This is a genomic window from Acidaminococcus sp. (genome assembly GCF_050873445.1).
Taxonomy (GTDB): domain Bacteria; phylum Bacillota; class Negativicutes; order Acidaminococcales; family Acidaminococcaceae; genus Acidaminococcus.
In genome coordinates, this window is record NZ_JBNMIU010000001.1 from 1 (window position 1) to 26,236 (window position 26,236).

The window sequence follows — 26,236 nt, forward strand, 5'->3', positions numbered from 1 at the left end:
AAATAAAGCTGTTATCCAAAAGTATATTCAGCAGCAACTGCAGGAAGATATGATTGAAGACCAAATGACGCTTTTCGAACCTGTGGATCCCTTCACAGGTGAAAAGAATAAAAAATAAGCCCCTCGAGTGAGGGGCTGCCTGGAAATGTAGTGGGGTTGGTAGCCTGTAACTCTAGGGCCTTAAGGCCGAGGCAGGTAACGCGGCTTATAGCCGCAGAGCAAACTACCCGTTATACGGGTAGTTTTGATTATGCCTGCATACGCTTGCCTTTTATGATATTATAGATGGGCAATAGGATTACATGACAGCAATCGAAAGAAGGTCATTTTTGTGGAAAACCTGTTCCATCGCACCAGTGTGCGGAAATATCTTGCCAAACCTGTGGAAAAGGAGAAACTGCTGCAGATCCTGCGGGCGGCCATGGCAGCCCCATCGGCCTGCAACCAGCAGCCCTGGCGGTTCACCGTGGTGACGGATCAGGGACTCATCGCCAAACTGGCCGGCGTTAGCCGGTTTTCCACTTTTGCAGCGGAGGCGCCGGTGCTGCTGGTAATCAGCTGCTGGAAGGACTGCCAGCTGCCGGAATTCGCCCCGGTGGATACCAGCGCGGCCCTGGAGAACCTGTGGGTGGAAACAGATGCCCTGGGCCTGGGCGGCGTCTGGATGGGGGTCTATCCCCGGCCGGAGCGGATGGCCAAAGTGGCCGAAATCGCGGGTCTGCCGGAAGATGAGGAAGCTTTTGCCATGTTCGCCCTGGGCTACCCGGCTCAGGAAATCCGGCAGCACGACCGGTTCCATGAAGAGTGGATCCGGTGGAAATGATGGGAAAGGAGCAAGGAATATGGAATTACGTTATGCAAAACCCCAGGATGTGAAAGCCATTGCCGATCTGGAGACCGCCTGCTTTCCTCAGGCAGAAGCGGCTACGCCGGAATCCATCCGGGACCGGGTAGCGGCTTATCCCAACCATTTCCTCCTGCTGTGGGACGGAGACAAGCTGGCCTCCTTCGTGAATGGCCTTGTGACCGACACTTCGGACCTGACTGACGAGATGTATGAACGTGCGGATATGCACAACGAGAAAGGAAAATGGCAGATGATCTTCGGGGTGGACACGGATCCTGCCCGCCGGAAACAGGGTTTGGCTGGAACTGTACTGGAACATTTCATCGATGCGGCCCGGAAAGAAGGACGCAGGGGAGTGGTCCTGACCTGCAAGGACCATCTGGTCCATTATTATGCGAAATTCGGATTCGTGGATGAGGGCATCTCTGATTCCACTCACGGCGACGTGGTGTGGCATCAGATGCGGCTGACGTTTAACCGGAAATAAGGAAATGATCAAGGTCATGCTGGCACTGCAGCCGGAAGTGAAAGAATCATTTTCGATATTCCTGGCCGCTGGCCAAAGGAAAAGGACCGTCCTGGATTTCAGAACGGTCCTTCTTATATTGCAGTGGAATCATTCCACGATGATCTGACAGCTGCGCATGGTTTCCAGAGCAGCCCGGTGCTTTTCCGGGGTCACGCCGGCACAGCAGTGACTGTCCACTTTGATGGGTACTTCCGGCAGGGCGGCTTTCAGCAGCAGGGCGTTGCTCACTACGCAGATATCGGTACACAGGCCTATGAGTTCGATACTGGTAATGGCCTGTACCTTGTGGGCTGCAGCAAGCTCCCGGGCCAGTTTCATGGAGCCGAAGCTGGGTTTCTGGATCACCGGCCAGTGGTGTTCCTGCTGCAGTTTTTCCAGGCCGGGAATCAGACGCCAGCCCGGAGTTCCCTTGATGCAGTGCTTCACAGGCAGCAGTTTGCCTTCCTGGGTATCCAGGTAGTCGCTGCCGTGGGTATCCTGGGTGAAGATCACCTTGCCCGGGAAATGGGCGACTTTCTTCATCACGTCCAGGGTGATGGCCTGGGCCGCATCGGATCCCAGGCTGCCGCCTACAAAATCATTCTGCATATCTACGACGATTAAAAACTGGTTGCTCATGGGGAGCACCTTCCTTTCGTTTGTTTTTCTTCATCCAAAAATTTGCCGGACCAATTTTATCCATCAGTCTCTTTTTTATCCTGGGCTGATGGGCGTACTTCCACTATGATTTCCTGTACCCGGTGTTCATTGGCTTTTGTAACGGTCACGTGCAGGTTCTTGCAGTCGAAACTGTCGCCCTTTTGGGGGATGGTCTCCAGGGTATCTACCACCCAGCCGCTGATGGAGTTGTTTTCCAGGCCGTAGTCATCGATATCCAGATCCAGTACTTTGAACAGGTCGAACAGGTTGGCGTTCTGGGAGTTGGAGGAGCAGGACACCAGGTAGCGGTTTTTGCCCAAGCGGCGGAAGGAGGAGACAGCCTTGTCGTGCTCGTCCCAGATTTCGCCTACCAGTTCTTCCACAATATCCTCGGTGGTTACCAGGCCCCGTACGGTGCCGTAACTGTCCATGACCATGGCCATCTCTACCTTGGCTTCCTGCAGGGTCTTCAGTACCCGGGAAATCTTGGTGGACTGGTGGACAAAGGCAGCTTTTTTGATGACTTTCTTCAGGTCGAACCGGGAATCCTGCAGGTACGCCGTGAAGAAATCCTTGGCGTGGAGGATGCCGATGATTTCTCCGTAGTCATCCTTGAATACGGGAAGCCGGGAGAATCCATGGCTGTGGAACAGCTTCAGGGCTTCCTTCGCACCTTCGGAGATATCCATGGCCACCATATCCACCCGTGGGGTCATGATCTCCCGTACCCGGATGTCACTGAATTCGATGGCACTCTTGATCAGCAGGCTGTCCTGCTTGTTGATGCCGCCTCCGCTTTCCACTTCATCCACCATGAGCAGCAGCTCATCTTCTGTGGCGGGCTTGCGGCTGTTCTTTTTGCCCAGCAGGTGGGCGGCCAGCTGCTTCAGCTTCCGGAACAGGAAATTCAGGGGTGTGAACAGAAATACCAGGATCCGCAGCAGACTGGAGGTCTGCATGGAGTAGTATTCCGGAGCATCGCTGGCGGCGCTCTTGGGCAATACTTCACCGAAAATCAGGATGATGATGGTGGTAAATACTGTGGCCAGAGCCAGGCCGGAGGGACCGAAGGCGGCTGTAGAGACGGCGGCTGCCAGGGAGGCAGTGGCAATGTTCACCACGTTGTTCCCGATCAGGATGGTGGACAGGGCATCATCGAAATGGTTCAGCAGCTGCAGGGCTTTTCGGGCCCTGGGATTGCCGCTTTTGGCCAGGTTCTTCAGCCGCAGTTTGTTGGCTCCGGTGAGAGCCGTTTCCGCAGCGGAGAAGAAACCGGAAAAGAAGATGAAAACCACCAGGATCAGTGTCAGGACTGCCGTGGGGATTTCAAAAGTATCCATATTTTACACTTCCTTCATAGTCATGGCTTCATTATAAGAGAAAGTATGACAGTGGTCAATGTTCTATGTTCTATGCTATAATAGGAACGCTATGGGTATTGAAGAAATCATGGAAAACGCCCAGATTGTCCAGTCGGCCCGCCGGACCATCGGGTTTGAAGTCCGCGAAAGCGGGACTCTGCTCCTTCGGGTCCCTTATGGCTGTCCCAAAAGCCTTTGGGAGCAGGCAGTGTACAAAAAAGAACAATGGATCTGTCGGGCTGTGGAACGAGTCCGCACAGAGAATCGGGAGTATCATACCCTGGAGTTGCGGGAGGGAGAGACCTTCCTGCTTTTTGGTGTGCCCTGCATCCTGCACCGGGTCCCTGGGAAGGGATTCCGGCAGGAACCGGGGAATCTCTACATGGGAACGGAAGAGCAGCGAGCTACCCTGATACGGTATCTGTCCGCCCGGCTGGGAGAGGTGCTCTGGGATCTGGTGCGGGCCTATGCTCTGGTGCTGGGGCTCCCCATGCCCCGGGTGAAATGGAGCCGGGCCCATTCCCGCTGGGGTTACTGCAACTACAAGGGAGAGATCGGGTTTTCCTGGCCCCTGGTATTCTGCCCCCGGGAAGTCATTGCCTACGTGGTGGTCCACGAACTCTGCCACATCCGCAACATGTCCCACAACAAAGCGTTCTGGCAGGCAGTGGCCCAGGTACTGCCGGATTACAGGGAACAGGAAAACTGGCTGAAAGTCCATAGAAAGGTCATGTTTACATTATGAGTATCAATAAGAAAATCCTGCTTTGCTTCATCGCTCTGGTGGTGGTGAGCATCATTTCCATCACCCTGCTGCACCGCAGCCCCAAATACCTGGAGCAGCAGCAGACTGCCCAGAATGCCCAGCTGGTCCATTCTCAGGACACCAAGCTGCCCTATGCCTATCTGAACAATGTCATCGCCCAGAGCGGGGCCGCCTGTTCGGTGTACTATCATTCCCTGGATACAGGGGAAGTGTTCTACAACTATTCCGGCAAGATGCCTGCCGGGGATCTGATCCGTCCTTATGTGGCGGCTGCGGTGCTGCGGCAGGTGGAAGACAGGGAACTTTCTCTGGATGAGGTCTATACCCTGGAGGAGAAGGATATCCGGCCGGACAGCCCGGCACTGGGCAGCCTGCCCGCCGGCAGCAGGCTCACGGTGCAGAATCTGCTGGAAGCCATGCTGCTGCAGAATGATACCACTGCTCTGTACAAACTGATCTGGATTGCCGGCCGGGAGGACATGAACGAATGGCTGGCCAAACAGGGGTATGCGGATACGGTAATCGGCAGCCAGAACCTGCCCATCCAGGAAAATGCCCAGGATGCCCTGGATCCCAAAGAGAAACGGGAATTGAGCTATACTTCCGTGAACGACATGGTGAACCTGCTGACCAGTCTGTACCAGGGCAAATGCATCAACAGGGAAAAAGATGCCTATCTGTTGGAGCTCCTGCAGCAGCCAGGAAAAGACATGCTTGGGGCCCTGCTGCCTGAAAAAGTGAAGATTGCCGGGTATCAGGCAGATCATGGACAGGTGCTGGGCACCGCCGGCATCGTCTATGCCAGGGAAAAATATGTCCTGGTCATCATGATGGATAAGGCTGTGCGCCCGGCGGAGACCCGCAAGACCATCAACCAGATTTCTTCCATTATCTTCAATACAGTCAATGACAAAGAGGTGTTCAAAAAATGACGAAAAAAGTAGACGTAGCCATCATCGGCGGCGGTCCTGCTGCTATCTATGCGGCTTATGAATTTGTACTGAAATATCCCAAGGTAAGTGTCCTGATCATCGAGGAAGGGCATGCCATCGATTTCCGGAACTGCCCCATCATCGCGGGCAAGGTGGAAAGCTGCATCCGGTGCACACCCTGCAGCATCATGCGGGGCTTTGGCGGTGCCGGGGCTTTCTCCGACGGCAAGTATAACTTCACCACCGAGTTCGGCGGCTGGCTCAGCGATTACATCCCCAAGAAGACGGTCATGGACCTGATCGACTATGTGGATGAAATCAATCTGAAGCACGGCGCCCCGGGGGAAGTATATTCCACCAAGAACTGCGAAATCGGCCGGAAGGCTCTGGGATATGACCTGCATCTTTTGAATGCCAAAGTGCGGCACCTGGGCACGGACAACAACCGGAAACTCATGGCCAGCATCTACCGGTTCCTGCTCGAACACGGCATCCAGATCCAGTGCGATACCCAGGTGGAGACCTTCAAACCCTGCGACGGGGGATATGAAGTGTTCCTGAAGGACAGCGACGAAACCGTGAAATGTACCTACCTGATCGGGGCGCCGGGACGGGCCGGGGCCGAATGGTTCTCGGACCAGTGCGAGGCCTTGGGGCTGGAACTGACCAACAACCAGGTGGATGTGGGCGTACGGGTGGAAGTACCGGCGGCTGTGTTCCAGCACATCACCAACGAAGTATACGAAGCCAAGCTGGTATACCGGACCAAACAGTATGGTGACCGGGTGCGGACCTTCTGCATGAACCCCAACGGGTATGTGGTGGCGGAAAACACCGACGGCATCGTTACGGTAAACGGCCACAGTTTCAGTGATCCCCGGAAGAACAGCGGCAACACCAACTTTGCTCTGCTGGTAAGCAATCGGTTCACGGAACCCTTCAAGGAGCCTCATCGGTACGGCAAGCACATCGCCTCCCTGTCCAATATGCTGGGCGGCGGCGTACTGGTACAGCGGTTCGGCGACCTGATCAAAGGACGGCGGACCAACGCCCACCGGCTGAGCCAGAGCTTCCTGCGGCCCACTTTAAATGCGGTGCCCGGGGATCTGAGCCTGGTTCTGCCCAAACGGCATCTGGACAACATCATCGAAATGATTTACGCTTTGGATAAGGTGGCGCCGGGAACTGCCAATGATGACACCCTGCTGTACGGGGTGGAAGTGAAGTTCTACAGCTCCCGGCTGGAACTGGATGACCAGCTGGAGACCCAACTGCCCAACTTCTTTGCCATCGGCGACGGAGCCGGCATCACCCGGGGCCTGAGCCAGGCCAGTGCCAGCGGCGTGTACGTTGCACGGATCATCGGGGAGAGAATGAAAAAATAAAAAATACAGGAGTTGTGGAAGATGATTCCACAACTCCTGTATTTTTATTTGCTGTCAGTTATTCAAAAATACTGTTTTCAACGCATTGCACAGTTCCATGCCCAGGGTGTCGGGACTCAGGGGGTACCAGGAGGTGTCAGGGAATTTTTTACCTTCTGTCTGCTGGCCCAGACCGTTGTATTTGTACTGCACCAGGTCAGAAACCACTCGAAGCCGCACGTCATACCGGGATTGCAGGAACAGGGTCCTGGAGGCAGGTCCCACCGCCTTTTTGTTCACCCATTTGTTCCACACAGTGATGATCCCGCTTTTGGGGTCAGCCTTCAGGGTACGGGTGTCGTAATACACGTCATAGGTGCTGTTGCTGCCCACCAGGGTCCAGGCAGCTTCTTCCTCCGCTGGAGGCACCGGAAGCTTTTCCGGTACGGCTGTTTCTTTCGTCCCTGCAGCGGCAGTGTCTGGCCCTTGGGCAGCGGAAACCGCGGCTTTTGGACTGGCTGTCCTGACGGGAACATTGGGGACAGCTGCCGGTTCATCTAATGGGACGGAGATCACTTTTTGTGCGTCATTTGTTACAGAAATCGCTTCTTTTTTCGCCCCGGAAGCCATCCTGCCACCAAAAAGCAGGAATGGAACGGTGAAGAGCGAAACAAAGCATATAGGAAGGAAACAGTGTTTTTTCATCATAGACATCCTTTCATAAAGAAAACCATGGGACTATTGTACCACATCAGAGAAAGATATGGTGTACTGAACTGTGGAAAAGTCCGGAACAAAGGAGGCATGCTCCATGAAAATCCGTTTTTTGGGTGCTGATAAAATTGTTACCGGTTCCTGTCATCTGCTGGAAGTCAACGGCAAGAAAATCCTGCTGGACTGCGGCATGTTCCAGGGAGCAAAAGTCATCAGGGAACTGAATCACCGGCCTTTTGCTTTCAATCCCGGGGAAATCGACGCAGTGATCCTGAGCCATGCACACATCGACCACAGCGGACTGCTGCCCAAACTGGTAAAAGAAGGGTTCAAGGGGTTCATCCACTGCACCCACGTCACCGAGGAACTGTGCGAGATCCTTCTGCCCGACTGCGGGCACATCCAGGAATCCGATGCGGAGGTGGCCACCCGGAAGGGACTGCGGGCCGGCAAGAGCAGGGTAGAACCTTTGTATACGGCGGATGACGCCTATCTGTGCCTGAAGCATTTCGTGACCCATGATTATGATGAGAACATCGATCTGTATCCGGGCATTACTTTCCGGTTCCGGGTGGCCGGCCATATCCTGGGCAGCGCTCTGGTGACCCTGGAACTGGAGGAGAACGGCAAGAAGACGAAGCTGATCTTCACCGGGGATATCGGCCAGCCCAATGTACCCATCCTGGACGATCCCTACCAGATTTCCGGGGCGGATTTCATCATCACCGAGTCCACGTACGGAGATCGGGTCCACGAAAAAATCGACCGGCAGCAGGAACTGTGCGACATAATGAAGGATGCCCTGAGCCGGGGCGGCAACGTGATCATCCCGTCCTTTGCCGTAGGCCGTACCCAGGTGCTGCTGTACTATTTCCAGAAACTCATGGCAAGCGGGCAGCTGCCCCGCATCCCCATCTTTGTGGACAGTCCCATGGCCATCAAGGCCACCCAGGTGATGCAGTTCAATCCGGAAGAGTACGATGAGGAAGCGACTACCATTTTCCGTCAGCAAAGAGGCAAGCTCATCGATATGCCCAATGTGAAGTATACGGAAACTCCGGCGGAATCCAGGGCCATCAACGATATGCCCAGCCCTATGATCATCCTGTCGGCCAGCGGGATGGCAGATGCCGGACGGGTACTCCACCATCTGAAACACAACTTGTGGCGGAAGGACAGCTCAGTGATCTTTGCCGGGTACCAGGCAGAGAGCAGTCTGGGCCGACGCCTGCTGGACGGGGCCAAAAAGGTGAAAATCATGGGCGAAGACATCGTGGTGGGGGCCAGAATCTACAACATGAGCGGTTTCTCCGCCCATGCGGACAAGGAACAGATGCTGGCCTTGTACAAAGGAATGGAACACAAGCCCAAATGCTTCTTCGTGGTCCATGGGGAATACGATTCAGCCAGTCATTTTGCCCATCTGCTGAATACGGAACTGGGTACAGCCACCTATATCCCCAACTACGGGGATACGGCGGTGATCGATGGCACCGACTGGCACATCGAGGAAAGCCAGATTGTAGTAGCGGCACCGGCCATCCAGTCGCTGCGTGATTATCTGCGGAGCTTTGAAAAAGATTACCTGGCCTATAAGGGCCGTTTGGAACAGATTGTCACCCACGATCCCAAACGGATACCCGATGTACGGGGGAAACTGGATAAAATCCGCAAATACGTTGACAATGTGATGAAGACATTGTAAAAAGTTTGACATACGCAGACGAAAAATATATAATAGGAAAGTCGAAATCATGTAGTTTACTTTGAGGATGCTTCTTGACGAGCATCCTCTTGATTTATCTGGAAATAAGAGGGGATTGGGCTTTTATGATTAGAAATGATTTGCGTAACATTGCCATCATCGCTCACGTTGACCATGGTAAGACGACCCTGGTCGATGCCATGCTGAAACAGAGCGGTGTATTCCGGGCCAACCAGCAGGTACAGGAACGGGTCATGGACTCCAACGATCAGGAAAGAGAACGTGGCATCACCATCCTGGCTAAAAATACGTCCGTAATGCATGATGGCTGCAAGATCAACATCCTGGATACTCCGGGCCATGCCGACTTCGGCGGCGAAGTGGAACGGGTGCTGAACATGGTTGACGGCGTACTGCTGCTGGTAGACGCCTACGAAGGCCCCATGCCCCAGACCAAATATGTGCTGCGGAAAGCACTGGAACATCATCTGAAACCTGTTGTGGTCATCAACAAGATCGACCGTCCGGATCAGCGGGTGGAAGAAGTGGTGGACGAAGTCCTGGATCTGTTCATCGAACTGAACGCCAACGACGATCAGCTGGACTTCCCTGTGGTCTACTGCTCTGCCAAGAAGGGTATCGCCAAGCTGTCCATGGATGACGAAAGCGATAATCTGGAACCCCTGTTCCGTACCATCATCAAGAGCATCCCTGCTCCTGACGTGGATGTGGACGCTCCTCTGCAGATGCTGGTCAACACCCTGGATCACGACAACTTCGTGGGCCGGATCGTGGTGGGCCGTGTGGTCCGCGGGACCATCCATAACGGCCAGCCTGTCTGCCTGATGCACGATGACAAACGGACCAATGAAAAGATCGGCCGTCTGTACACCTATGAAGGCCTGAAACGAGTGGAAGTGCCCGAAGCCCAGGCTGGTGACATCATCGCTCTGATTGGTCTGTCCGATGCGGAAATCGGTGATACCATCGCTGACGTGGACAATCCGGAACAGCTGCAGGGAATCAAAGTGGACGAACCTACCCTGTCCATGACCTTCTCTGTCAATGACAGTCCGTTCGCCGGCCAGGAAGGTGACTTTATTACCAGCCGTCACCTGCGTGACCGCCTGTACAAAGAAGTGGAAACCAACGTTTCCATGAAAGTGGAAGATACCGACAGCGCCGATACCTTCAAGGTATCCGGCCGTGGTGAACTGCATCTGTCCGTACTGATCGAAGCCATGCGCCGTGAAGGCTTTGAACTGCAGGTTGGGAAACCGACCGTAATTATGCACCGGGATGAAAACGGCAAGCTGCTGGAACCCATGGAAGCACTGACCATCGAAGTCCCTCAGGACTTCATGGGTCCTGTGATGGAAGGCCTGGGCATCCGCAAGGCGGAACTGCAGAATATGACCGAAGTGGCCGGCTACCTGCGCATGGACTTCATCATCCCTGCCCGTGGCCTGATCGGTTTCCGGAACCAGTTCCTGACCGATACCAAAGGGAACGGCATCATGAACCACGTATTTGCCGGCTGGGGCGCTTACAAGGGTGATATCCCCGGCCGTACCCGCGGCAGTCTGGTGGCTTTCGAAGCCGGTACCACCACTGCCTATGGCATCGATAAATGCCAGGCCAGAGGTACCATGTACGTAAACCCGGGCGAAGAAGTCTACGAAGGTGAAATCGTGGGCGAAAACAGCCGGGAAGACGATATGGACGTGAACCCCTGCAAGAAGAAGCACGTATCCAACATGCGTGCTGCCGGGTCCGATGATGCGGTCCGTCTGGTACCGCCGCAGACCTTCTCCCTGGAAGGGGCCCTGGAACACATCAATGATGATGAAACCGTGGAAGTCACTCCCAAGAGCATCCGCATGAGAAAGAAAGTCCTGTCCCGTCTGGAACGGGCCCGCAACCGGGCTCGCAACGCACGGGCATAATGCAGAAGGCTGCCGTTTTTGCGGCGGCCTTTTTTGTCATATGTCACAGATCGTATATCATGGACCGAAGGAGAAATTTGCCAAGGAAAAATTTCTGATGTACAATAAGATGATATCAGGAAGGGAGGAGGTCACCTATGTTTGCCCGCTTTCAATCTCATAAGAACGTGCCGGAAAAGCCGGAGGAAACCCGGGATAACGGCCTGACCCTGCTCACCACGCCCAATCTGGATCTCTGTCTGCGGACGCCGGCCAGTCTGGAGGATATCGTTCCCTACGGCAGGCTGATTATGGAGGGAAAGGGCCTGCTGCTCTGTCTCAACGACCTGACGGAACCGGATAAGGTACGGGCTCAGGATTACCTGGCCGGGGTGGCCTACACCATGGGAGCCACCGAAACAGAAGTTTCCCCGGAAGTGACCATGTACCTGCCGGGAGAAGTAAATACGATCCACGAATGAGGCCATAAGGCCAATGGAACGGGGCTGCCCTGTACGGCAGCCCTTTTTTAACGAAGGAGTCATCATGCCGTCCCAATTTGTCCATTTACATACCCATACCCAATATTCCCTGCTGGATGGGGCCTGCCGGATCCCGGAGCTGGTGGCCTATGCCAAGGAACTGGGCATGCCGGCTCTGGCCATTACCGACCATGGGGTCATGTACGGGGTCATCGAATTCTATCAGGAATGCAGGAAAGCAGGCATCAAGCCCATCATCGGCTGCGAGGTGTACATCACCTCCGGATCCCGCCTGGACAAGAGCCTGGAGACACGGAACAAACTGTACCATCTGATCCTGCTGGTGGAGAACAAGACGGGCTACCAGAACTTGATGAAAATCGTGTCCATCGGCGAAGTGGAGGGCTTCTATTATAAGCCCCGGATCGACATGGACGTGCTGCGGCAGTATCATGAGGGACTGCTCTGCCTGTCTGCCTGTGTGGCCGGCGAAGTGCCCCGGCACATCATCCGGGGCGAGCTGGAGACGGCGGAAAAGGTCATGCTGGAATACCTGGATATCTTTGGCCGTGATCATTATTACCTGGAAATCCAGAACCATGGCCTGCCGGAAGAAGCTGTCGTACGCCGGGAACTCCATGCCCTGGCGAAGAAGTACCAGATCAAACTGGTAGCCACCAACGACCTGCATTACATCCACAAGGAGGATGCCGCCGGCCAGGACATCCTGCTGTGCATCCAGACCAACGCCAGGTACCTGGATCCCCAGCGCATGCGGTTCAACAACGATTCCTACTACCTGAAGAGCCGGGAAGAGATGGAAGAACTGTTCCCGGATGACCAGGAAGCCCTGGACAACACTCTGGAGATCGCTGACAAATGCAATCTGGAGCTGGAATTCGGACACCTGCTGCTGCCGGAATTCCCTTTGCCCGACGGGGAGACCATGGACGGCTTCCTGCGGAAACTGTGCGAAAAGGGTTTTTCCTCCCGGTACCCCGATGATGACGGTACTGCCCGGAAACGGATGGAATACGAGCTGGGCATTATCAGGCAGATGGGGTATTCGGGGTATTTCCTGATCGTGTGGGACTTCATCAACTATGCCCATACGCACGATATCCCCGTGGGCCCCGGCAGAGGCAGTGCCGCTGGCAGCATCGTGGCCTATCTGACGGGCATTACCAGTATCGATCCCCTGAAGTACAATCTGATCTTTGAACGTTTCCTGAACCCGGAACGGGTGAGCATGCCCGATATCGATACGGATATCTGTTACGTAAAGCGGCATCTGGTGGTGGATTACCTGGCACGGAAATATGGGGAGAGCCATGTGGCCCAGATCATCACCTTCGGGACCCTGGCGGCCAAGGCGGCCATCAAGGATGTGGGACGGGCCATGGATATCCCTCTGAACGTGGTGAACCAGGTGAACAAGCTGATTCCCAATACCCTGGGCACCACGCTGAAGGGGGCGCTGGAGAGCAGCCGGGAACTGCGGCAGCTGCGGGACCAGGATCCCAATATCGCCCAACTGCTGGAATTTGCACAGAAGGTGGAGGGCATGCCGCGGCATACGTCCACCCATGCGGCGGGCGTGGTTATCACCCCCGGCGAACTGACGGACTATGTGCCGCTGCAGATTACCAGCAGCAGTGATGACGAGCATGAATACATCTGTACCCAGTACGACAAGGACCGGTCGGAAAGCCTGGGGCTTCTGAAGATGGACCTTCTGGGCCTGCGGACCCTGACGGTCATCGACGATGCCCTGAAGATGATCAAAAAGAACAAGGGCGTGGATGTGGACATCAGCAAGATCGACCTTCATGATCCCAGGACCTGCAAAATGCTCTGCGACGGGGATACGGCAGCCGTGTTCCAGATGGAAAGCGATGGCATGACCCGGCTCATGAAGCAGCTGGCTCCCGAGGGATTCGAGGATCTGATTCCCCTGGTTGCCCTGTACCGGCCCGGCCCTCTGGGCAGCGGCATGGCCGAAGACTTCATTGCCGGCCGTCACGGCAAACGTACGGCCCAGGTGCTGCACCCTTTGATGGAACCCATCGTGGCTGATACCTACGGAGTGATCCTGTACCAGGAGCAGGTCATGCAGATCGTATCTGCGCTGGGGGGATTCACCCTGGGCGAAGCAGACATCCTGCGCCGGGCCATGGGTAAGAAGAAGGCCAAACTGCTGGATTCCATGAAGGAAAAATTCCTGGACGGGGCCCAGAAACTCCATGGTATCAGTCGGGAGCTGGGCGAGAAGATCTTTGCTCTGCTGCAGCATTTTGCCGGCTATGGGTTCAACAAATCCCATTCGGCAGCCTATGCCCTGGTGGCCTACGATACGGCCTGGCTGAAGGCCAATTATCCGGTGGAATATATGGCAGCTTTCCTGAACAGCATCATCACTGTAGCGGGCAAGGTCAGCTGGTACATCGGCATCTGCCGGGATATGGGCATCCAGGTATTGCCTCCGGATATCAACACCAGTGAAGCAGGCTTTTCCGTGGACGGGCACACCATCCGTTTCGGCCTGGGCGCCATCAAGAGCGTGGGGGATGCGGCGGTGTCCGTAATCCTGGAGGAAAGAAAGAAACACGGGCCTTTTCAGGATTTCTTCGATTTTACCCGCCGGGTGGACCTGAGCAAGGTGAACAAAAGGGTGGTGGAAGCCCTGATTAAGAGCGGCTCCCTGTATGGCTTCGGCCTGAAGCGCAGCCAGCTGCTGGCTATCATGGACCCGGCCCTGGAGGCGGCGGCCAGCGAGCAGCGGGACAGGATCACCGGGCAGCTGGGGCTGTTCGGTGACGAGGAAATCGCCAGTGCCAATACCATCCCCATACCGGATCTGCCGGAGATCCCCCAGGAGGAGATCCTGCGGCTGGAGCGGGAGCTGATCGGGTTCTATGTGACGGGGCATCCCCTGGACAAATACAAAAACGCCCTGAAGCGGCTGACACCTCTCATCAAATGCAATGAGGAGAACTTCAGAGATGGGGAACGACTGATAGTGGGCGGCATCATCTCCGACCTGAAGCTGCGGTCTACCAAGAACGGGGACAGGATGGCCACCTTCGTGCTGGAGGACCTGTCCGGCAGCCTGACGGTAATCACTTTTCCACGGGCTTATGGGGCTAGCCGGGACCAGATCGATAAGGACAGGATCGTCATGGTGTCCGGGGTACTGAAGCTGGATGAGGAACAGGCCCGGATCTTCGCCAACAAGGTGGAACCGCTGCAGGAGGCGGCGAAGGAAGTACACCTTACAATCGCCCGCGGGCGGAATACTCCGGCAGTGCAACGGCAGCTGGGCGGCATATTCGCGGCGTTCCACGGCCGAAACCCTGTATACCTCCATGTGGAGGATACCCAGCAGGTGATCCGTACCCTGCCAAAATTCTGGGTGGATCTGGAAGCACCGGGTTTCACCGAGGCCATCGAGAGAGTGCTGGGAGCCGGAAGCCTGAAGATGTAACAGAATGGACAAAGAAGGAAGGTTATGTGGTCTGCACATAACCTTCTTCTTATATTTTAAAGAAAAAGAAGTTTATTTGTCTTGCAATTCTGTAGAAATTTCTGTTACAGAAGGCAAATTGAATTATTCGAAAACTACGAATTAAGGAGAAACAAGAAGAAAACCACATAAAAACAATTGTATACATGATGTCTGGAATCGGCCCTGCCTGTCTGACAAATCTGTGCAATCCCTTGCATAGGTTGAAAACACGTGTTACAATTGGATTGTGTGGTTTTGAACTATATGATTTTTAGGAGGTCGCTTTGTAATGAACATCATTGTATGTGTAAAACAGGTACCGGATACCGCTGAAATGAAAATCGATCCGGTTACCAACAACCTCGTCAGAGATGGTGTAACCAATATCATGAACCCGTATGACCAGTATGCTCTGGAAACTGCTCTGGAACTGAAAGATCAGCTGGGTGCACATGTAACCGTTATCACCATGGGACCGCCCCATGCAGAATCTGTCCTGAGAGACTGCCTGGCCGTTGGCGCTGATGAAGCCAAACTGGTCAGCGACAGAGCTTTTGGTGGCGCCGATACTCTGGCAACCTCCGCTGCTCTGGCTAATACCATCAAACACTTCGGTATTCCTGATCTGATTCTGTGCGGCCGTCAGGCTATCGATGGTGATACTGCCCAAGTAGGGCCGGAAATCGCTGAACATCTGGATCTGCCCCAGGTGACCGCTGCTCTGAAAGTCAAAGTAGACGGTGACAAGGTAGTCGTTGACAGAGACAACGAAAAGATGTCCATGACCTTCACCATGAAGATGCCCTGCGTTGTGACCGTAATGCGCAGCACTGACCTGCGTTTCGCCAGCATCAGAGGCAAACTGAAAGCCAGAAAGGCTGAAATCCCTGTGTACTCTGCTGCTGATCTGGAAATCCCCCTGGATGTCATCGGGAAGAAAGGGTCTCCGACTCAGGTTATGAAGAGCTTCACTCCGAAAGTTACGCAAGTCCACGGCGAAATCTTCAATGATGAAGATCTGGAAGTTGCAGTGGATAAGTTAGTGAACAAACTGATCGAAGACAAGATTATTACGAAGTGAGGTAGGGTATAAATGGCTAACACGAAAGGTTTAAAGACCGGTAACGAAAAAGATTTATGGGTCTATGTTGAACATTACAAAGGCGAACCTGTCCATGTAGTATATGAACTGTTGGGCGAATGCCGGAACCTGGCTGACAAATGCAACCAGAAACTGGCTGCTGTGCTGATGACCGATGATGCCAAGGACGTTCCGCAAGATCTGATCGCTCATGGTGCTGATCTGGTTTATGTCTGCACTGATCCTTCTTTCAAATATTATTCCACGGATGGATACACCAATGCCTTCTGCGAAATGATCGATGAATATCATCCTTCCGCTGTGTTCATCGGCGCTACCAACGATGGCCGTGATCTGGGGCCCCGTATCGCTGCCCGGATGAACACCGGTCTGTGCGCAGACTGCACCATCCTGGACGCTGAAGAAGACGGCCTGATTGAATGGACCCGTCCTGCTGCCGGTGGTAACATCATGGCTACCATCCTGTGCAAAGAACATCGTCCTCAGATGGGTACCGTTCGTCCCAAGACCTTCAAGGCTATGGAACCCGATGCTTCCCGTACTGGTGAAGTTATCAACTACACGCTGAAGAACCATGTAGATGACCGTGTAACCTGCATCCGCAGAGAAGAAGTGGAAGCTGAAGGCGAAATGGCCATCGATGATGCTCCGTTCGTATGCTCCGGCGGTCGTGGCATGAAAGCCAAGGAAAACTTCGGCCTGCTGTATGACCTGGCCCACGTTCTGGGCGGTGCTGTAGGCGGCAGCCGTGCAGCCGTTGATGAAGGGTTCGTAGAACATCCTCGTCAGGTTGGCCAGTCCGGTAAGACTGTAACCCCGAAGATTTACTTCGCCTGCGGTATTTCCGGTTCCGTTCAGCACAAAGCTGGTATGAGCAAATCCGATACCATCGTTTGCATCAACAAGGATGCGGATGCTCCTATGTTCGAAATCTCCAAGTATGGTATCGTTGGCGATGCCCTGAAGATCCTGCCTCTGCTGACTGCAAAGATCAAGGCCTTCAAGGAATCCTAATTTCATAGACGAACTGAAAAGTCCGGGCTGTTAAAGTCCGGACTTTTTTTCAAGAGGGTAAATTACAAGGGTAAGAATATTTCAGAGGGGGATATTCTCATGAAAAAGACGAAAATCATCTGCACCCTGGGGCCTGCCACCGACAAAAAGGAACTGTTGGTCAATATGATCAATGCCGGCATGGACCTGGCACGGTTCAACTTTTCCCATGGTTCCCATGAGGAATGTGAAGCCCGCCTGAACCTGCTGAAAGAAGCTGTAAAGGAAACCGGCAAGGTGGTTGGCTATGTAGCTGATACCAAGGGACCGGAAATGCGTCTGGGCCTGTTCAAGGGGGACAAGACCACACTGGTACCCGGCCATGAATTCATCCTGACCACGGATGACGTGGAAGGGACGGCGGAAAAAGCTCATGTAAACTACAAGGGCCTGCCGGAAGAAGTGAAGAAGGGCGACACCATTCTGCTGAACGATGGGAAGCTGTCCCTGGAAGTGAAATCCACCACGGACAAGGAAATCCGTACGATAGTGGTAAACGGTGGGGAAATCTCCTCCCGGAAACGGGTGGCCGTGCCCGGTGCGTTCCTGAAGCTGCCGTTCCTGTCCGATGCAGACCGTTCGGACATTACCTTTGCGGCCCGGCATGGCATGGACTATGTGGCGGCCTCCTTTGTCCGCAATGCCCATGATGCTATGGAGATCCGCCGGCTGCTGGAGAGCCTGGGGTCCCATATGGGCATCATTGCCAAGATCGAAAACCAGGAAGGCGTGGACAACATCGATGAAATCCTGAAAGTGGTGGATGGCATCATGGTGGCCCGTGGAGACCTGGGCGTGGAAATCCCCATGGAAGATGTACCCGTCGTGCAGAAACAGATCATTGCCAAATGCAATGCCCTGGGCAAGCCGGTGGTCACAGCCACCCAGATGCTGGAAAGCATGATCACCAACTACCGGGCTACCCGGGCAGAAGCCAACGATATTGCCAACTCCATTTTCGATGGTACGGATGCCATCATGCTGAGCGGCGAAACGGCTTCCGGGGCCTACCCTCTGGAAGCCGTGCAGACCATGGCCCGGATTGCCAAGCGGACGGAACAGGCCATCGACTATGTGCATGTGTTCCAGCATAAGGGCATCGGGGCTCAGGTCCAGATGACGGATGCCATCAGCCATGCTACGGTGCAGATTGCCCAGGAACTGGAGGCCAATGCCATCATGTCCATTACGGAAAGCGGCTATACCGCCCGGATGGTGGCCAAGTACCGGCCCAAGGCTACGGTGATCGGGGTTTCCCCGGTGGATGAAAGCCTGCGGCGCATGACCCTGTACTGGGGCGTGGTGCCGCTGAAGGGTGAGAACAAGCCCAGCACTGATGCGCTGATCGATGCTTCCCTGAAGGACGCACTGGCAGCCGAGCTGATCAAGAAGGGTGATTCCCTGGTGGTCACTGCTGGTATGCACGTGGGCAAGGTGGGCAGTACCAACCTGATCCAGGTGGTCAATGTAGGCGAAAAAATCGTGGCCGGGCAGGGTATCGGAAAGAAAGCCGCCAGCGGCATCGTACTGCGGGTAGAAAAGAAGTCCGATTTGGATGGGTTCAAGCCGGGGATGATCCTGGCTGTGGCTTCCCTGGAAAATGAAATGGGTACGGAAGCTGCCCAGGCCGGCGGCATCATCGCTGAAGAAGGGGGCTTTACCTCTCCGGCGGCCATCATCGGCATCAATTACGGCATCCCCGTGATCATCGGCGCCAAAGGGGCTATGGATGCCCTGGAAACCGGCGATCTGGTAACCCTGGACGTGGCAACGGGATCGGTGTATGCCGGGAAGATCAATGTCAAATAAAGGGCTGTGAAACCATAGCCTCATCAAAACAGGAAAGAGCTGTGAAAATACCGGAAGGAAATACGGTATTTTTCACAGCTCTTTTTATCCATGCAACCAATTTATCCTATTGGTTCCAGGCTTTCTTCCGCTTGTTCCAGAGTTCCGCAACGCCCCAGGAGATACCCAGTACCAGCAAATAAAACAGTTCCAGCGGGAAATGGGAAAGTCCGCCGCACCATTTGGTTACAGCGTATTCCAACTGGTCGATGAAGACGGGATGAATCAGGTAAATGACAAAGGAACGGTCGCTCATCCGTCTCAGGGCACCTTTCAGGGGATGGCTGCCGCTTTGCAGGATCATGCTGAAGAACAGCACCGAGGCGATGGTGTATACCAGCCCTGGCAGGCTCAGCTGCTGCAGGGCGTTGATGGTGTCCTCATAGGGCATGCCGTACCGGAAGGTCCAGCGGCAGAACATCCAGGTATTGAAGCCGGCGCTCAGGGCGAAGAATGCGGTGAGCAGTGCCTTTTTCCCGGTGATCAGTGCCTTGAAGTCCTGGTAATGCCGGGCAATCACACCGCCCAGCATGAAGATGAACAGGTAGAAGAAGGGGAAGTAGTTCAGCCGGAAGTTCATCAGGTTGGTCAAAAGCCAGTTCTGGGCAATCCAGCCGGGGTAGGACCAGAAATGGAAGCTTCCCTCGTACAGCAACACCTGCAGTACGAACAGCACTGCCAGGGAAAGCTTCAGCCCTGCTTTTTCCATGGCCTGCATGAGCCTGCGCCACAGGGGGAACAGCAGGTAGAACCAGATCAGGATCACCAAAAAGTAGATGTGGTACTGGGAGGTTCCAAAAAACAGGGAAAACAGGATGTTGGAGGGGTCCAGTACGGAAAGCTCACGGTTCAGGATGGTATAATAGATGAGGTAGAGCAGAGAAGCAATCAGGTAGGGCTTCCCGATGCTGTGGAGCCGCTTCTTCAGGAACTGTCCATAGGAAAAATCCTCTTCCAGCGGTTTGCTGTAGAACAGGCCGTAGCCGGAGATGAAGAAGAATGCCGGCACGCTGTAGCGGCTCAGGATATTGGTGATGAGGGCCGCAAAAGGTGTAGCGGTCCCTGCACTGATGGCCATACTGCCCACATGGATGGCGATGACTCCCAGCATACAGATGCCTCGCAGATTATCAAAAACAAGATTCCGTTGTTTCACTGTTGTCTCCTTTCACAAGTAACTTTCATTATAAAATGAACAGGAGGCAATCACAAGTCTTTTCGCTTGCCTTTTTTCGATTCCTTCATTACAATGAAGAATAGCAATCCAAAAGGAGAATTCTGTCTTGAATCTGAAAACCTGTCAACTGGCCCGGGGTGCCCTGCTGCTGGCCCTGGGCGTTTTCATTCAGCAGCTGCGGCTTCTGCTTCCCCTGCCTACGCCGGTGATGACCCTCATCATCGGCAGTCTGGTCAATACCTGCCTGGCCCTGGCCAGCGTCTATACCTCCCGGCTCCTGGCCTGGATGGTGTGCGTGGCCCTGGCCTGTATTGCCTTTTTGCAGGGACATATCATGGGGGCCCTGATCCCTGTGATCGCCCTGGGCAACGGCATGTTCGTGGAGATGCTGCTGATCCCCGGCGAAAAGAAAGTTCGCTATGTGGGTGCACCCTGCGCCAAGACCCTGGTCATGCTCATCGGGCTGTGCGGCGTATTCTACATGCTCAAACTTCCCATGCATCTGGTGTGGAAGATGCTTTCCGTGTTCATTCCCACCCAGTTCTTTACCGGGCTCATGGGGGTACTGCTGGCGGACGTCATCCAGAATCGGCTGAAAAAATAAATCTGACAGCAGAATGTCGCTTTTGTAACAAAAATGTATGGCTTTTTCCTGCCGGGTAGTGTATAGTTATCTTATTGACTTTTTTGACCTTTGTGATACAGGAGTCTTGTAATGCAAATTATCGTTGTAGGATGCGGGAAGGTGGGACGCAGCATTGTGGCACAGCTTTCCAAGGAAGATAATAATGTGACGGTGATCGATACCAATGCCCGGATCATCCGCCATATTTCCACCAATTACGATGTGATGGGCATCGTAGGCAACGGTTCCAGCTTTACCATCCTGGACCAGGCTGATCTGGCCCATACGGACATGATCATCGCCGTGACGGAGCGGGATGAAGTGAATCTGCTTACCTGCGTCATCGCCAAACTGAACAACAGCAAAATCCATACAGTGGCCCGGGTGCGGAGCCCTCAGTATGCCAGCGAACTGAACAAGCTGCAGAAGGGGCTGGACCTTACCATGACCATCAATCCGGAAATGGAAGCGGCCAAGGAAATTTCCCGGCTGCTGAATTTTCCTTCCGCGATTGAGATCTTCAGTTTTGCCCGGAACCGGATTGATCTGCTGCGTTTCCGTGTGCCGCCGGTTTCCGTACTGGTGGGGCGCAGCCTGAAGGACATTGCTGATCTGACCACCAATCTGCTGGTGTGCATCATTGAACGGAACAGCAACATCATGGTCCCCAACGGGGATACGGTGATCCAGCAGGGGGATGTGCTCACTATTATCGCAATGCCCCGGGATGCCCAGATTTTCTTCAAGAAGATCGGTGTGCGCACCAACAAATGCAGGGACGTGATGATTGTGGGCGGCGGCCAGCTGAGTTTCTACCTGAGCAAGATCCTCTTGAACAACCACGTCAACGTGACCATTGTGGAACGGGATATGAAACGGTGCGAGGAACTGGTGGATGCTCTGCCCGGGGTCACCGTGGACTGTGGGGACGGCACGGAAAAGGAACTGCTGAAGGAAGAACACATGGAAAACATGGATGGCTTCGTGGCCTGTACCGGTCTGGACGAAGTGAACACCATCCTGTCCCTGTATGCCATGAAGCATGTGGGCCGGAAGGTGGTCACCAAGGTGAACCATGTGGATTTTGGTGACATAATCGAAGGGCTGCAGCTGGACAGCATTGTCAATCCCAAGGAGCTTACTGCCCAGAAAATCGTCCATTATGTGCGGGCTGCCGGCAACAGCCTGGAATCCAACGTGGAGACCCTGTACAAGCTCATGAACGGCCGGGTGGAAGCCCTGGAATTCCTGCTGGAGAAAAAATCCTCCATCATCGGTGTGAAACTGGCCGATATGAAAATGAAAACCAATGTGCTGATTGCTGGTATCGTCCGGGATGGCCGGCTGATCATTCCCGGCGGCCAGGATGCCTTCCAGGTGGGGGATACGGTCATTGTGGTGACCACCCATCTGGGCTTCCATGAAATCTTCAATATTCTGGCGTAGAAGGAGTCTTATCCATGAATTATCCTGTCATTGCACGGGTACTTTCCTGGCTCCTGTGTACAGAAGGCGTGCTGCTGCTCCTGCCCTGTATCATTTCCCTGATTTACGGGGAAGACCAGGGGATGGTGTACTTTGCCCTGGCCGTCCTGGCCATTGCGGGAGGGCTCCTGGCCTTTCGTCGGAAGCTGTCCAATGAGGCCATCTACCAGCGGGAAGGGTTCGTAGCTGTGGGGCTTTCCTGGGTGCTTCTCTCTCTGTACGGAGCTTTGCCTTTCGTACTTACCGGGGAAATCCCCAGTTATGTGGATGCCCTGTTTGAAATCGTGTCCGGATTCACGACGACCGGGTCTTCCATTCTGAACAATGTGGAGGCCATGTCCCATACCAGCCTGTTCTGGCGGAGTTTCTCCCACTGGATCGGGGGCATGGGGGTTTTGGTGTTCATCCTGATGCTGATCCCTGCCAACGGCGGTACCCAGATGAACCTGATGCGGGCCGAGAGCCCCGGACCGGATGTATCCAAATTCGTACCCCGGGTGCGGAATACGGCTATTGTGCTGTACAAAATTTACCTGGGCATGACCCTGGTGCAGATCGCCCTGCTGGCCTGCACCGGCATGAACTGGTTCCACAACCTGTGCATTACCTTCGGCACAGCAGGGACAGGGGGCTTTGGCGTCTTGAACGACAGCTGCGCCAGCTATACCCCGGTGCAGCAGTGGATTATCACCGTATTTATGATTGCCTTCGGGGTGAATTTCTCGTTCTATTACCTGTTCCTGCTGAAGAGGGTAAGAGATGCCTTCCATATGGAAGAGGTACGGGTATATATCGGCATCATCCTGACGGCCGGGACGGCTATCGCTCTCCAGATCCACGGCCAGTTCGCCACCTGGGAGCAGACCTTCCGGGCAGCGTTCTTCCAGGTGGGCAGCATCATCACCACCACCGGGTACGGTACCGTGGATTTTGACCAGTGGCCCAGCTTTTCCAAGGCCATCCTGATTATGCTCATGATCATCGGGGCCTGCGCCGGCAGTACCGGCGGCGGGGTCAAAGTCAGCCGGGTGATCCTGGTATGCAAATCTGTGAAGCTGGAACTGGAGCAGCTGCTCCATCCCCATGGGGTGCAGCGGGTACGGATGGACGGCAAACTGGTGGACCGGCAGATGCTGAATTCTGTTTTCATCTTTATGATTACTTATTTTCTGATCTTTGCTCTGTCGGTGCTGGCCATCAGCCTGGATGACTTCAGCTTCGAGACGAACTTTTCGGCCGTGGCGGCCACACTGAACAACATCGGGCCGGGAATGGCCGATGTAGGGCCTGCCCGGAACTTCAGTGCCTACAGCAGCCCGGCCAAGCTGATCCTGACTTTCGATATGCTGGCTGGCCGGCTGGAACTGCTGCCCATGCTGATCCTGTTCTATCCGAAGACGTGGAGAAAAAATTAGGCAGCAATGGAATAAAAAATGCAGGAACTGCGAAGGATCCTTTCGCAGTTCCTGCATTTTTTGCCAGCATCAGCGGGTGAACTTTTTTTATACATTCCTTTTCGCCAGCTGTTCCACTGGCTCTGGATTGGGGGTGAACTTCGGGTCGAAGTTCGTATTCAGGAAGGCCAGGGCATAGGCTGCACCCATGGCGGCTCCGTAGGTAAGTCCCCGTTCGTCCATATCGAATTCCGGAGTGTGGTGGTTGGCTCCGCTGCCCAGTTCCGGATTGGCGATTCCCGTAAAAGCCAGGACTCCCGGGTATTCCTGCAGGAACAGAGCGAAGGATTCCGAGGCCATCCAGGGCTGGGGATCCTGCAGGGCATCCGGTCCCAGGGCTTTCACAACGGCTCTCCGCCCCAGCTCGGCACAGGCAGTATTGTTCCGGGCCTCGAACAGGGCTTCGGGCATGTGTTCGATGGTGGCTTTGCAGTGGTACAGGGCCGCGGTGTGATCCAAGGCTTCCTTCAGGAACCGGACGAATGGCTCTCCGGCTTTTTCATAGCTGAAGAACCGGGCTGTACCTCCGAATTCCAGGCTGTCGGGAATCACGTTGTATTTTTCGCCGCTGTGCACGAAGCCCAGGGAAAAGGTCAGGCACTCGAAGGGATCCACTTTCCGCATGCGGAAAGCATTCAGCTGCTGGTACAGATCACAGAAGCAGTCCATGGGGTTGTTTGCCAGGTCGGGCCGGGCCCCGTGGCCGAAGGTGCCCTCCAGTTTCACTACGAACGAGCAGCCGCCGCCCATGACCGCTCCCGGAGTGATGGAAACGGTGCCGGCAGGCATATCCCACCGCACATGGGTGGCGTAGCAGCCATCGATCTGCAGGCCCGATTCCTTCACAATGTAGGGCAGAAGGTTCTGGATGTCTCCGCTTTCTTCTTCGCCCCGTTCAAAGCACAGCACCACTTTGCCTGTGAAGGCTTCTTTGTGAGCCGCCAGAATCCGGGCGGCAGTGAGCAGCATGGCCATGTGGCCGTCGTGACCGCAGGCGTGGGACACCCCGGGTACCTGCGACACGCACAGTTTGGCCTCTTTCAGGTTCCTCACATTTTCCTGGATGGGCAGAGCATCCACGTCCGCCCGCATGAGCAGGGTCTTGCCGGGTTTTCCGCTGTCGATGATCCCCAGCAGGCCTCCGTCGGGGACGGTAATGGTGGGGATCTCCAGGCCTTTCAGATAATCTTCCAGAAAGGCGATGGTCTTCACTTCTTTGCAGCTCAGTTCGGGCTGCTGGTGGAAATGGCGGCGCAGGTGCACGGTTTCCGGTGCTTCGGCGCGGGCCAGAGAGAGTATATCCATAGGGCAGGTTCCTTTCTTTTCACAGATTTGTCGGTTTTAAGTATACCACGGTTTTCCCCGGATGATTGCATCCCTCCGGGAAAATAGCATATAATGATAGGAGTCAAAAAACAGGAGGTACCTTATTCATATGGGAGGACATATCTTTGGCTTGATCCACACCATCACCTTCCTGGATGTGATCGACATCCTGGTGGTGGCGTTTTTCCTGAATAAAATTTATCAGATGCTGAAAAATACCCGGGCTGCATCCCTGGTAAAAGGGTTGCTGATGCTGCTGGTGGTCATGCTGGTCAGCAAATGGCTGAACTTGTACGTGATCAACTGGCTGCTGGAAAAATTCATGACCATCGTCATGTTCGCTCTGCCCGTAGTGTTCCAGCCCGAACTGCGCCGGGCCCTGGAACAGATCGGCCGGGGCAAACTGTTCCGCCGCAGCACCGTGCTCAACGAACTGCAGGTGGAAAACATGCTGGAAGCCGTGGCCACCACCGCCGACGACCTGAGCCGGAACAAGGTGGGAGCCCTGATGGTGTTCGAGCGGGAAACCGGCCTGGATGACTACATCGAAACCGGCATTCCCATTGACGGGCTGATCAGTACGGCCCTGTTCGAAAACATCTTCATTCCCAACACGCCCCTCCACGATGGGGCTGTGATCATCCGGGGTGACCGTGTCGCGGCAGCCAGCTGTCTGCTGCCGCTGACCGAAGCCCGGAACCTGAGCCAGGAACTGGGGACCCGGCACCGGGCGGCCATCGGCCTTTCGGAACAGACCGACGCACTGATCCTGGTGATCAGTGAAGAGACCGGTACCATTTCCCTGGCCAGGGGCGGTGCCCTGCAGCGCTATCTGACCCACCAGGACGTAAAGGATCTGCTGCGGCCGGTGATGAAGCAGCCTGCGCTGAACTGGAAAGATGCTTTCCTGGCCAGACTCAGAGGCCAGAAGCCTGCTGGCAGCAATACGAAAGGGGGCCAGGACCATGCTGAAAAATAACGGGGCTCCCAGCCGCAATTCCTGGTTCGTACGGATCATGTCCGTGGTCTGCGCCTGCATCCTGTGGGTGTATGTCATGAACGAACAGAACCCCATCACCACGAAGGTCTACCAGGTGCCTCTGGTGGCCCAGAACCTGGCCGATGATATGGTGGTGAAAGACCTGCCCGATACGGTAAGCGTGAGGGTCAGCGGTACCCGCTCCCAGATTGCCCAGCTGGGGGATGGGGACGTGAAGGCTTTCATCGACTTTACGGACGCTCCCAAGGGCCGGAATTCCTATAATGTGCAGGCTGTGGCACGCCTGGGTGAGGTGACGGAGATTGCACCCAGCCTGATCCAGCTGGAAACCGATACAGTGGCGGAAAAGACCATGGGTGTGGAACCCCGGATCGGATCGTAGGGGTCCCCAACAGCG

General features: G+C 54.8%; 22 protein-coding genes and 1 pseudogene. 18 read left to right on the forward strand and 5 right to left on the reverse strand.

Annotation, left to right across the window (positions count from 1 at the left end):
* The 3 genes and pseudogenes from ACR0QW_RS00005 to ACR0QW_RS00015 form a co-directional block, all read left to right on the forward strand.
* Positions 1-118 (forward strand): annotated as a pseudogene (locus ACR0QW_RS00005) (IS200/IS605 family transposase); the annotation flags it as partial.
* Positions 119-331: 213 nt separating this feature from the next.
* Complete coding sequence (locus ACR0QW_RS00010; RefSeq protein ID WP_432641672.1) at positions 332-823, forward strand: nitroreductase family protein; 492 nt, start codon at positions 332-334, stop codon at positions 821-823.
* A gap of 19 nt (positions 824-842) precedes the next feature.
* A complete protein-coding gene (locus ACR0QW_RS00015; RefSeq protein WP_432641673.1) occupies positions 843-1,334 on the forward strand; it encodes a GNAT family N-acetyltransferase in 492 nt (163 codons plus the stop codon).
* Between the two features lie 129 nt (positions 1,335-1,463).
* Here the strand turns inward: ACR0QW_RS00015 and ACR0QW_RS00020 are convergent, their stop codons facing one another.
* Together ACR0QW_RS00020 and ACR0QW_RS00025 are read right to left on the reverse strand one after the other, a co-directional pair.
* Positions 1,464-1,994: a cysteine hydrolase family protein gene (locus tag ACR0QW_RS00020; RefSeq protein WP_432641674.1), complete on the reverse strand. Its 531-nt coding sequence runs from the start codon at positions 1,992-1,994 to the stop codon at positions 1,464-1,466.
* Positions 1,995-2,050: 56 nt separating this feature from the next.
* Positions 2,051-3,355: an HlyC/CorC family transporter gene (locus ACR0QW_RS00025; RefSeq protein WP_432641675.1), complete on the reverse strand. Its 1,305-nt coding sequence runs from the start codon at positions 3,353-3,355 to the stop codon at positions 2,051-2,053.
* Positions 3,356-3,446: 91 nt separating this feature from the next.
* Between ACR0QW_RS00025 and ACR0QW_RS00030 the strand changes: the two genes are divergently transcribed.
* The 3 genes from ACR0QW_RS00030 to ACR0QW_RS00040 are packed head-to-tail and all read left to right on the forward strand — an operon-like array spanning position 3,447 to position 6,459.
* Complete coding sequence (locus tag ACR0QW_RS00030; RefSeq protein ID WP_432641676.1) at positions 3,447-4,121, forward strand: M48 family metallopeptidase; 675 nt, start codon at positions 3,447-3,449, stop codon at positions 4,119-4,121.
* Complete coding sequence (locus ACR0QW_RS00035) at positions 4,118-5,074, forward strand: serine hydrolase (protein ID WP_432641677.1); 957 nt, start codon at positions 4,118-4,120, stop codon at positions 5,072-5,074. Before ACR0QW_RS00030 ends, ACR0QW_RS00035 begins: the two co-directional genes overlap by 4 nt.
* Positions 5,071-6,459, forward strand: a complete 1,389-nt coding sequence (locus ACR0QW_RS00040) for an NAD(P)/FAD-dependent oxidoreductase (protein ID WP_432641678.1) — start codon at positions 5,071-5,073, stop codon at positions 6,457-6,459. The genes ACR0QW_RS00035 and ACR0QW_RS00040 overlap by 4 nt, the downstream gene beginning before the upstream one ends.
* A 54-nt stretch (positions 6,460-6,513) precedes the next feature.
* Here the strand turns inward: ACR0QW_RS00040 and ACR0QW_RS00045 are convergent, their stop codons facing one another.
* On the reverse strand, positions 6,514-7,068 hold the full coding sequence (locus tag ACR0QW_RS00045; protein ID WP_432641679.1) for a hypothetical protein: 555 nt from the start codon (positions 7,066-7,068) through the stop codon (positions 6,514-6,516).
* Positions 7,069-7,249: 181 nt separating this feature from the next.
* Here ACR0QW_RS00045 and ACR0QW_RS00050 point away from each other — a divergent pair, with 181 nt between their 5' ends.
* From ACR0QW_RS00050 to pyk, 7 genes are all read left to right on the forward strand, one after another.
* Positions 7,250-8,857, forward strand: a complete 1,608-nt coding sequence (locus ACR0QW_RS00050; RefSeq protein ID WP_432641680.1) for an MBL fold metallo-hydrolase RNA specificity domain-containing protein — start codon at positions 7,250-7,252, stop codon at positions 8,855-8,857.
* Positions 8,858-8,982: 125 nt separating this feature from the next.
* The gene (gene typA / locus ACR0QW_RS00055) at positions 8,983-10,803 is read left to right on the forward strand and encodes a translational GTPase TypA (protein ID WP_432641681.1); all 1,821 of its coding nucleotides are present in this window, start codon (positions 8,983-8,985) and stop codon (positions 10,801-10,803) included.
* 137 nt (positions 10,804-10,940) lie between these two features.
* Positions 10,941-11,264, forward strand: coding sequence for a cell division protein SepF (locus ACR0QW_RS00060; RefSeq protein ID WP_432641682.1), 324 nt, complete (start codon positions 10,941-10,943; stop codon positions 11,262-11,264).
* Between the two features lie 13 nt (positions 11,265-11,277).
* The gene (locus ACR0QW_RS00065) at positions 11,278-14,748 is read left to right on the forward strand and encodes a DNA polymerase III subunit alpha (protein ID WP_432641683.1); all 3,471 of its coding nucleotides are present in this window, start codon (positions 11,278-11,280) and stop codon (positions 14,746-14,748) included.
* Between the two features lie 310 nt (positions 14,749-15,058).
* On the forward strand, positions 15,059-15,850 hold the full coding sequence (locus ACR0QW_RS00070) for an electron transfer flavoprotein subunit beta/FixA family protein (protein ID WP_432641684.1): 792 nt from the start codon (positions 15,059-15,061) through the stop codon (positions 15,848-15,850).
* Between the two features lie 12 nt (positions 15,851-15,862).
* Positions 15,863-16,885, forward strand: a complete 1,023-nt coding sequence (locus ACR0QW_RS00075; RefSeq protein ID WP_432641685.1) for an electron transfer flavoprotein subunit alpha/FixB family protein — start codon at positions 15,863-15,865, stop codon at positions 16,883-16,885.
* 99 nt (positions 16,886-16,984) lie between these two features.
* Positions 16,985-18,733: a pyruvate kinase gene (pyk, locus tag ACR0QW_RS00080; protein WP_432641686.1), complete on the forward strand. Its 1,749-nt coding sequence runs from the start codon at positions 16,985-16,987 to the stop codon at positions 18,731-18,733.
* A gap of 106 nt (positions 18,734-18,839) precedes the next feature.
* On the opposite strand, the gene ACR0QW_RS00085 is transcribed toward pyk, so the two are convergent.
* Positions 18,840-19,928, reverse strand: a complete 1,089-nt coding sequence (locus ACR0QW_RS00085) for an acyltransferase (RefSeq protein ID WP_432641687.1) — start codon at positions 19,926-19,928, stop codon at positions 18,840-18,842.
* Between the two features lie 127 nt (positions 19,929-20,055).
* Between ACR0QW_RS00085 and ACR0QW_RS00090 the strand changes: the two genes are divergently transcribed.
* From ACR0QW_RS00090 to ACR0QW_RS00100, 3 genes are all read left to right on the forward strand, one after another.
* A complete protein-coding gene (locus ACR0QW_RS00090) occupies positions 20,056-20,553 on the forward strand; it encodes a hypothetical protein (RefSeq protein WP_432641688.1) in 498 nt (165 codons plus the stop codon).
* Between the two features lie 111 nt (positions 20,554-20,664).
* A complete protein-coding gene (gene trkA / locus ACR0QW_RS00095) occupies positions 20,665-22,020 on the forward strand; it encodes a Trk system potassium transporter TrkA (RefSeq protein WP_432641689.1) in 1,356 nt (451 codons plus the stop codon).
* Between the two features lie 14 nt (positions 22,021-22,034).
* Complete coding sequence (locus tag ACR0QW_RS00100) at positions 22,035-23,474, forward strand: TrkH family potassium uptake protein (protein ID WP_432641690.1); 1,440 nt, start codon at positions 22,035-22,037, stop codon at positions 23,472-23,474.
* An 87-nt stretch (positions 23,475-23,561) separates the two neighbouring features.
* Here the strand turns inward: ACR0QW_RS00100 and ACR0QW_RS00105 are convergent, their stop codons facing one another.
* Entirely contained in the window at positions 23,562-24,818 is a 1,257-nt protein-coding gene (locus ACR0QW_RS00105) for a M20 metallopeptidase family protein (protein ID WP_432641691.1), read from the reverse strand.
* Positions 24,819-24,948: 130 nt separating this feature from the next.
* Here ACR0QW_RS00105 and cdaA point away from each other — a divergent pair, with 130 nt between their 5' ends.
* Both cdaA and ACR0QW_RS00115 read left to right on the forward strand, forming a co-directional pair.
* Positions 24,949-25,818: a diadenylate cyclase CdaA gene (gene cdaA / locus ACR0QW_RS00110; protein ID WP_432641692.1), complete on the forward strand. Its 870-nt coding sequence runs from the start codon at positions 24,949-24,951 to the stop codon at positions 25,816-25,818.
* Positions 25,805-26,221 (forward strand): CdaR family protein, encoded by a 417-nt coding sequence (locus ACR0QW_RS00115; protein ID WP_432641693.1) that lies wholly within the window; start codon positions 25,805-25,807, stop codon positions 26,219-26,221. The genes cdaA and ACR0QW_RS00115 overlap by 14 nt, the downstream gene beginning before the upstream one ends.
* Positions 26,222-26,236 lie beyond the last annotated feature (15 nt).

Excerpts from the sequence above, each read along its gene's own strand:
- ACR0QW_RS00015 (WP_432641673.1), top strand. The coding sequence starts at position 843 with ATGGAATTACGTTATGCAAAACCCCAGGATGTGAAAGCCATTGCCGAT.
- ACR0QW_RS00020 (WP_432641674.1), bottom strand. The coding sequence starts at position 1,994 with ATGAGCAACCAGTTTTTAATCGTCGTAGATATGCAGAATGATTTTGTA.
- ACR0QW_RS00025 (WP_432641675.1), bottom strand. The coding sequence starts at position 3,355 with ATGGATACTTTTGAAATCCCCACGGCAGTCCTGACACTGATCCTGGTG.
- ACR0QW_RS00030 (WP_432641676.1), top strand. The coding sequence starts at position 3,447 with ATGGGTATTGAAGAAATCATGGAAAACGCCCAGATTGTCCAGTCGGCC.
- ACR0QW_RS00035 (WP_432641677.1), top strand. The coding sequence starts at position 4,118 with ATGAGTATCAATAAGAAAATCCTGCTTTGCTTCATCGCTCTGGTGGTG.
- ACR0QW_RS00040 (WP_432641678.1), top strand. The coding sequence starts at position 5,071 with ATGACGAAAAAAGTAGACGTAGCCATCATCGGCGGCGGTCCTGCTGCT.
- ACR0QW_RS00045 (WP_432641679.1), bottom strand. The coding sequence starts at position 7,068 with ATGGCTTCCGGGGCGAAAAAAGAAGCGATTTCTGTAACAAATGACGCA.
- ACR0QW_RS00050 (WP_432641680.1), top strand. The coding sequence starts at position 7,250 with ATGAAAATCCGTTTTTTGGGTGCTGATAAAATTGTTACCGGTTCCTGT.
- typA (WP_432641681.1), top strand. The coding sequence starts at position 8,983 with ATGATTAGAAATGATTTGCGTAACATTGCCATCATCGCTCACGTTGAC.
- ACR0QW_RS00060 (WP_432641682.1), top strand. The coding sequence starts at position 10,941 with ATGTTTGCCCGCTTTCAATCTCATAAGAACGTGCCGGAAAAGCCGGAG.
- ACR0QW_RS00065 (WP_432641683.1), top strand. The coding sequence starts at position 11,278 with ATGGAACGGGGCTGCCCTGTACGGCAGCCCTTTTTTAACGAAGGAGTC.
- ACR0QW_RS00070 (WP_432641684.1), top strand. The coding sequence starts at position 15,059 with ATGAACATCATTGTATGTGTAAAACAGGTACCGGATACCGCTGAAATG.
- ACR0QW_RS00075 (WP_432641685.1), top strand. The coding sequence starts at position 15,863 with ATGGCTAACACGAAAGGTTTAAAGACCGGTAACGAAAAAGATTTATGG.
- pyk (WP_432641686.1), top strand. The coding sequence starts at position 16,985 with ATGAAAAAGACGAAAATCATCTGCACCCTGGGGCCTGCCACCGACAAA.
- trkA (WP_432641689.1), top strand. The coding sequence starts at position 20,665 with ATGCAAATTATCGTTGTAGGATGCGGGAAGGTGGGACGCAGCATTGTG.
- ACR0QW_RS00100 (WP_432641690.1), top strand. The coding sequence starts at position 22,035 with ATGAATTATCCTGTCATTGCACGGGTACTTTCCTGGCTCCTGTGTACA.
- ACR0QW_RS00105 (WP_432641691.1), bottom strand. The coding sequence starts at position 24,818 with ATGGATATACTCTCTCTGGCCCGCGCCGAAGCACCGGAAACCGTGCAC.
- cdaA (WP_432641692.1), top strand. The coding sequence starts at position 24,949 with ATGGGAGGACATATCTTTGGCTTGATCCACACCATCACCTTCCTGGAT.
- ACR0QW_RS00115 (WP_432641693.1), top strand. The coding sequence starts at position 25,805 with ATGCTGAAAAATAACGGGGCTCCCAGCCGCAATTCCTGGTTCGTACGG.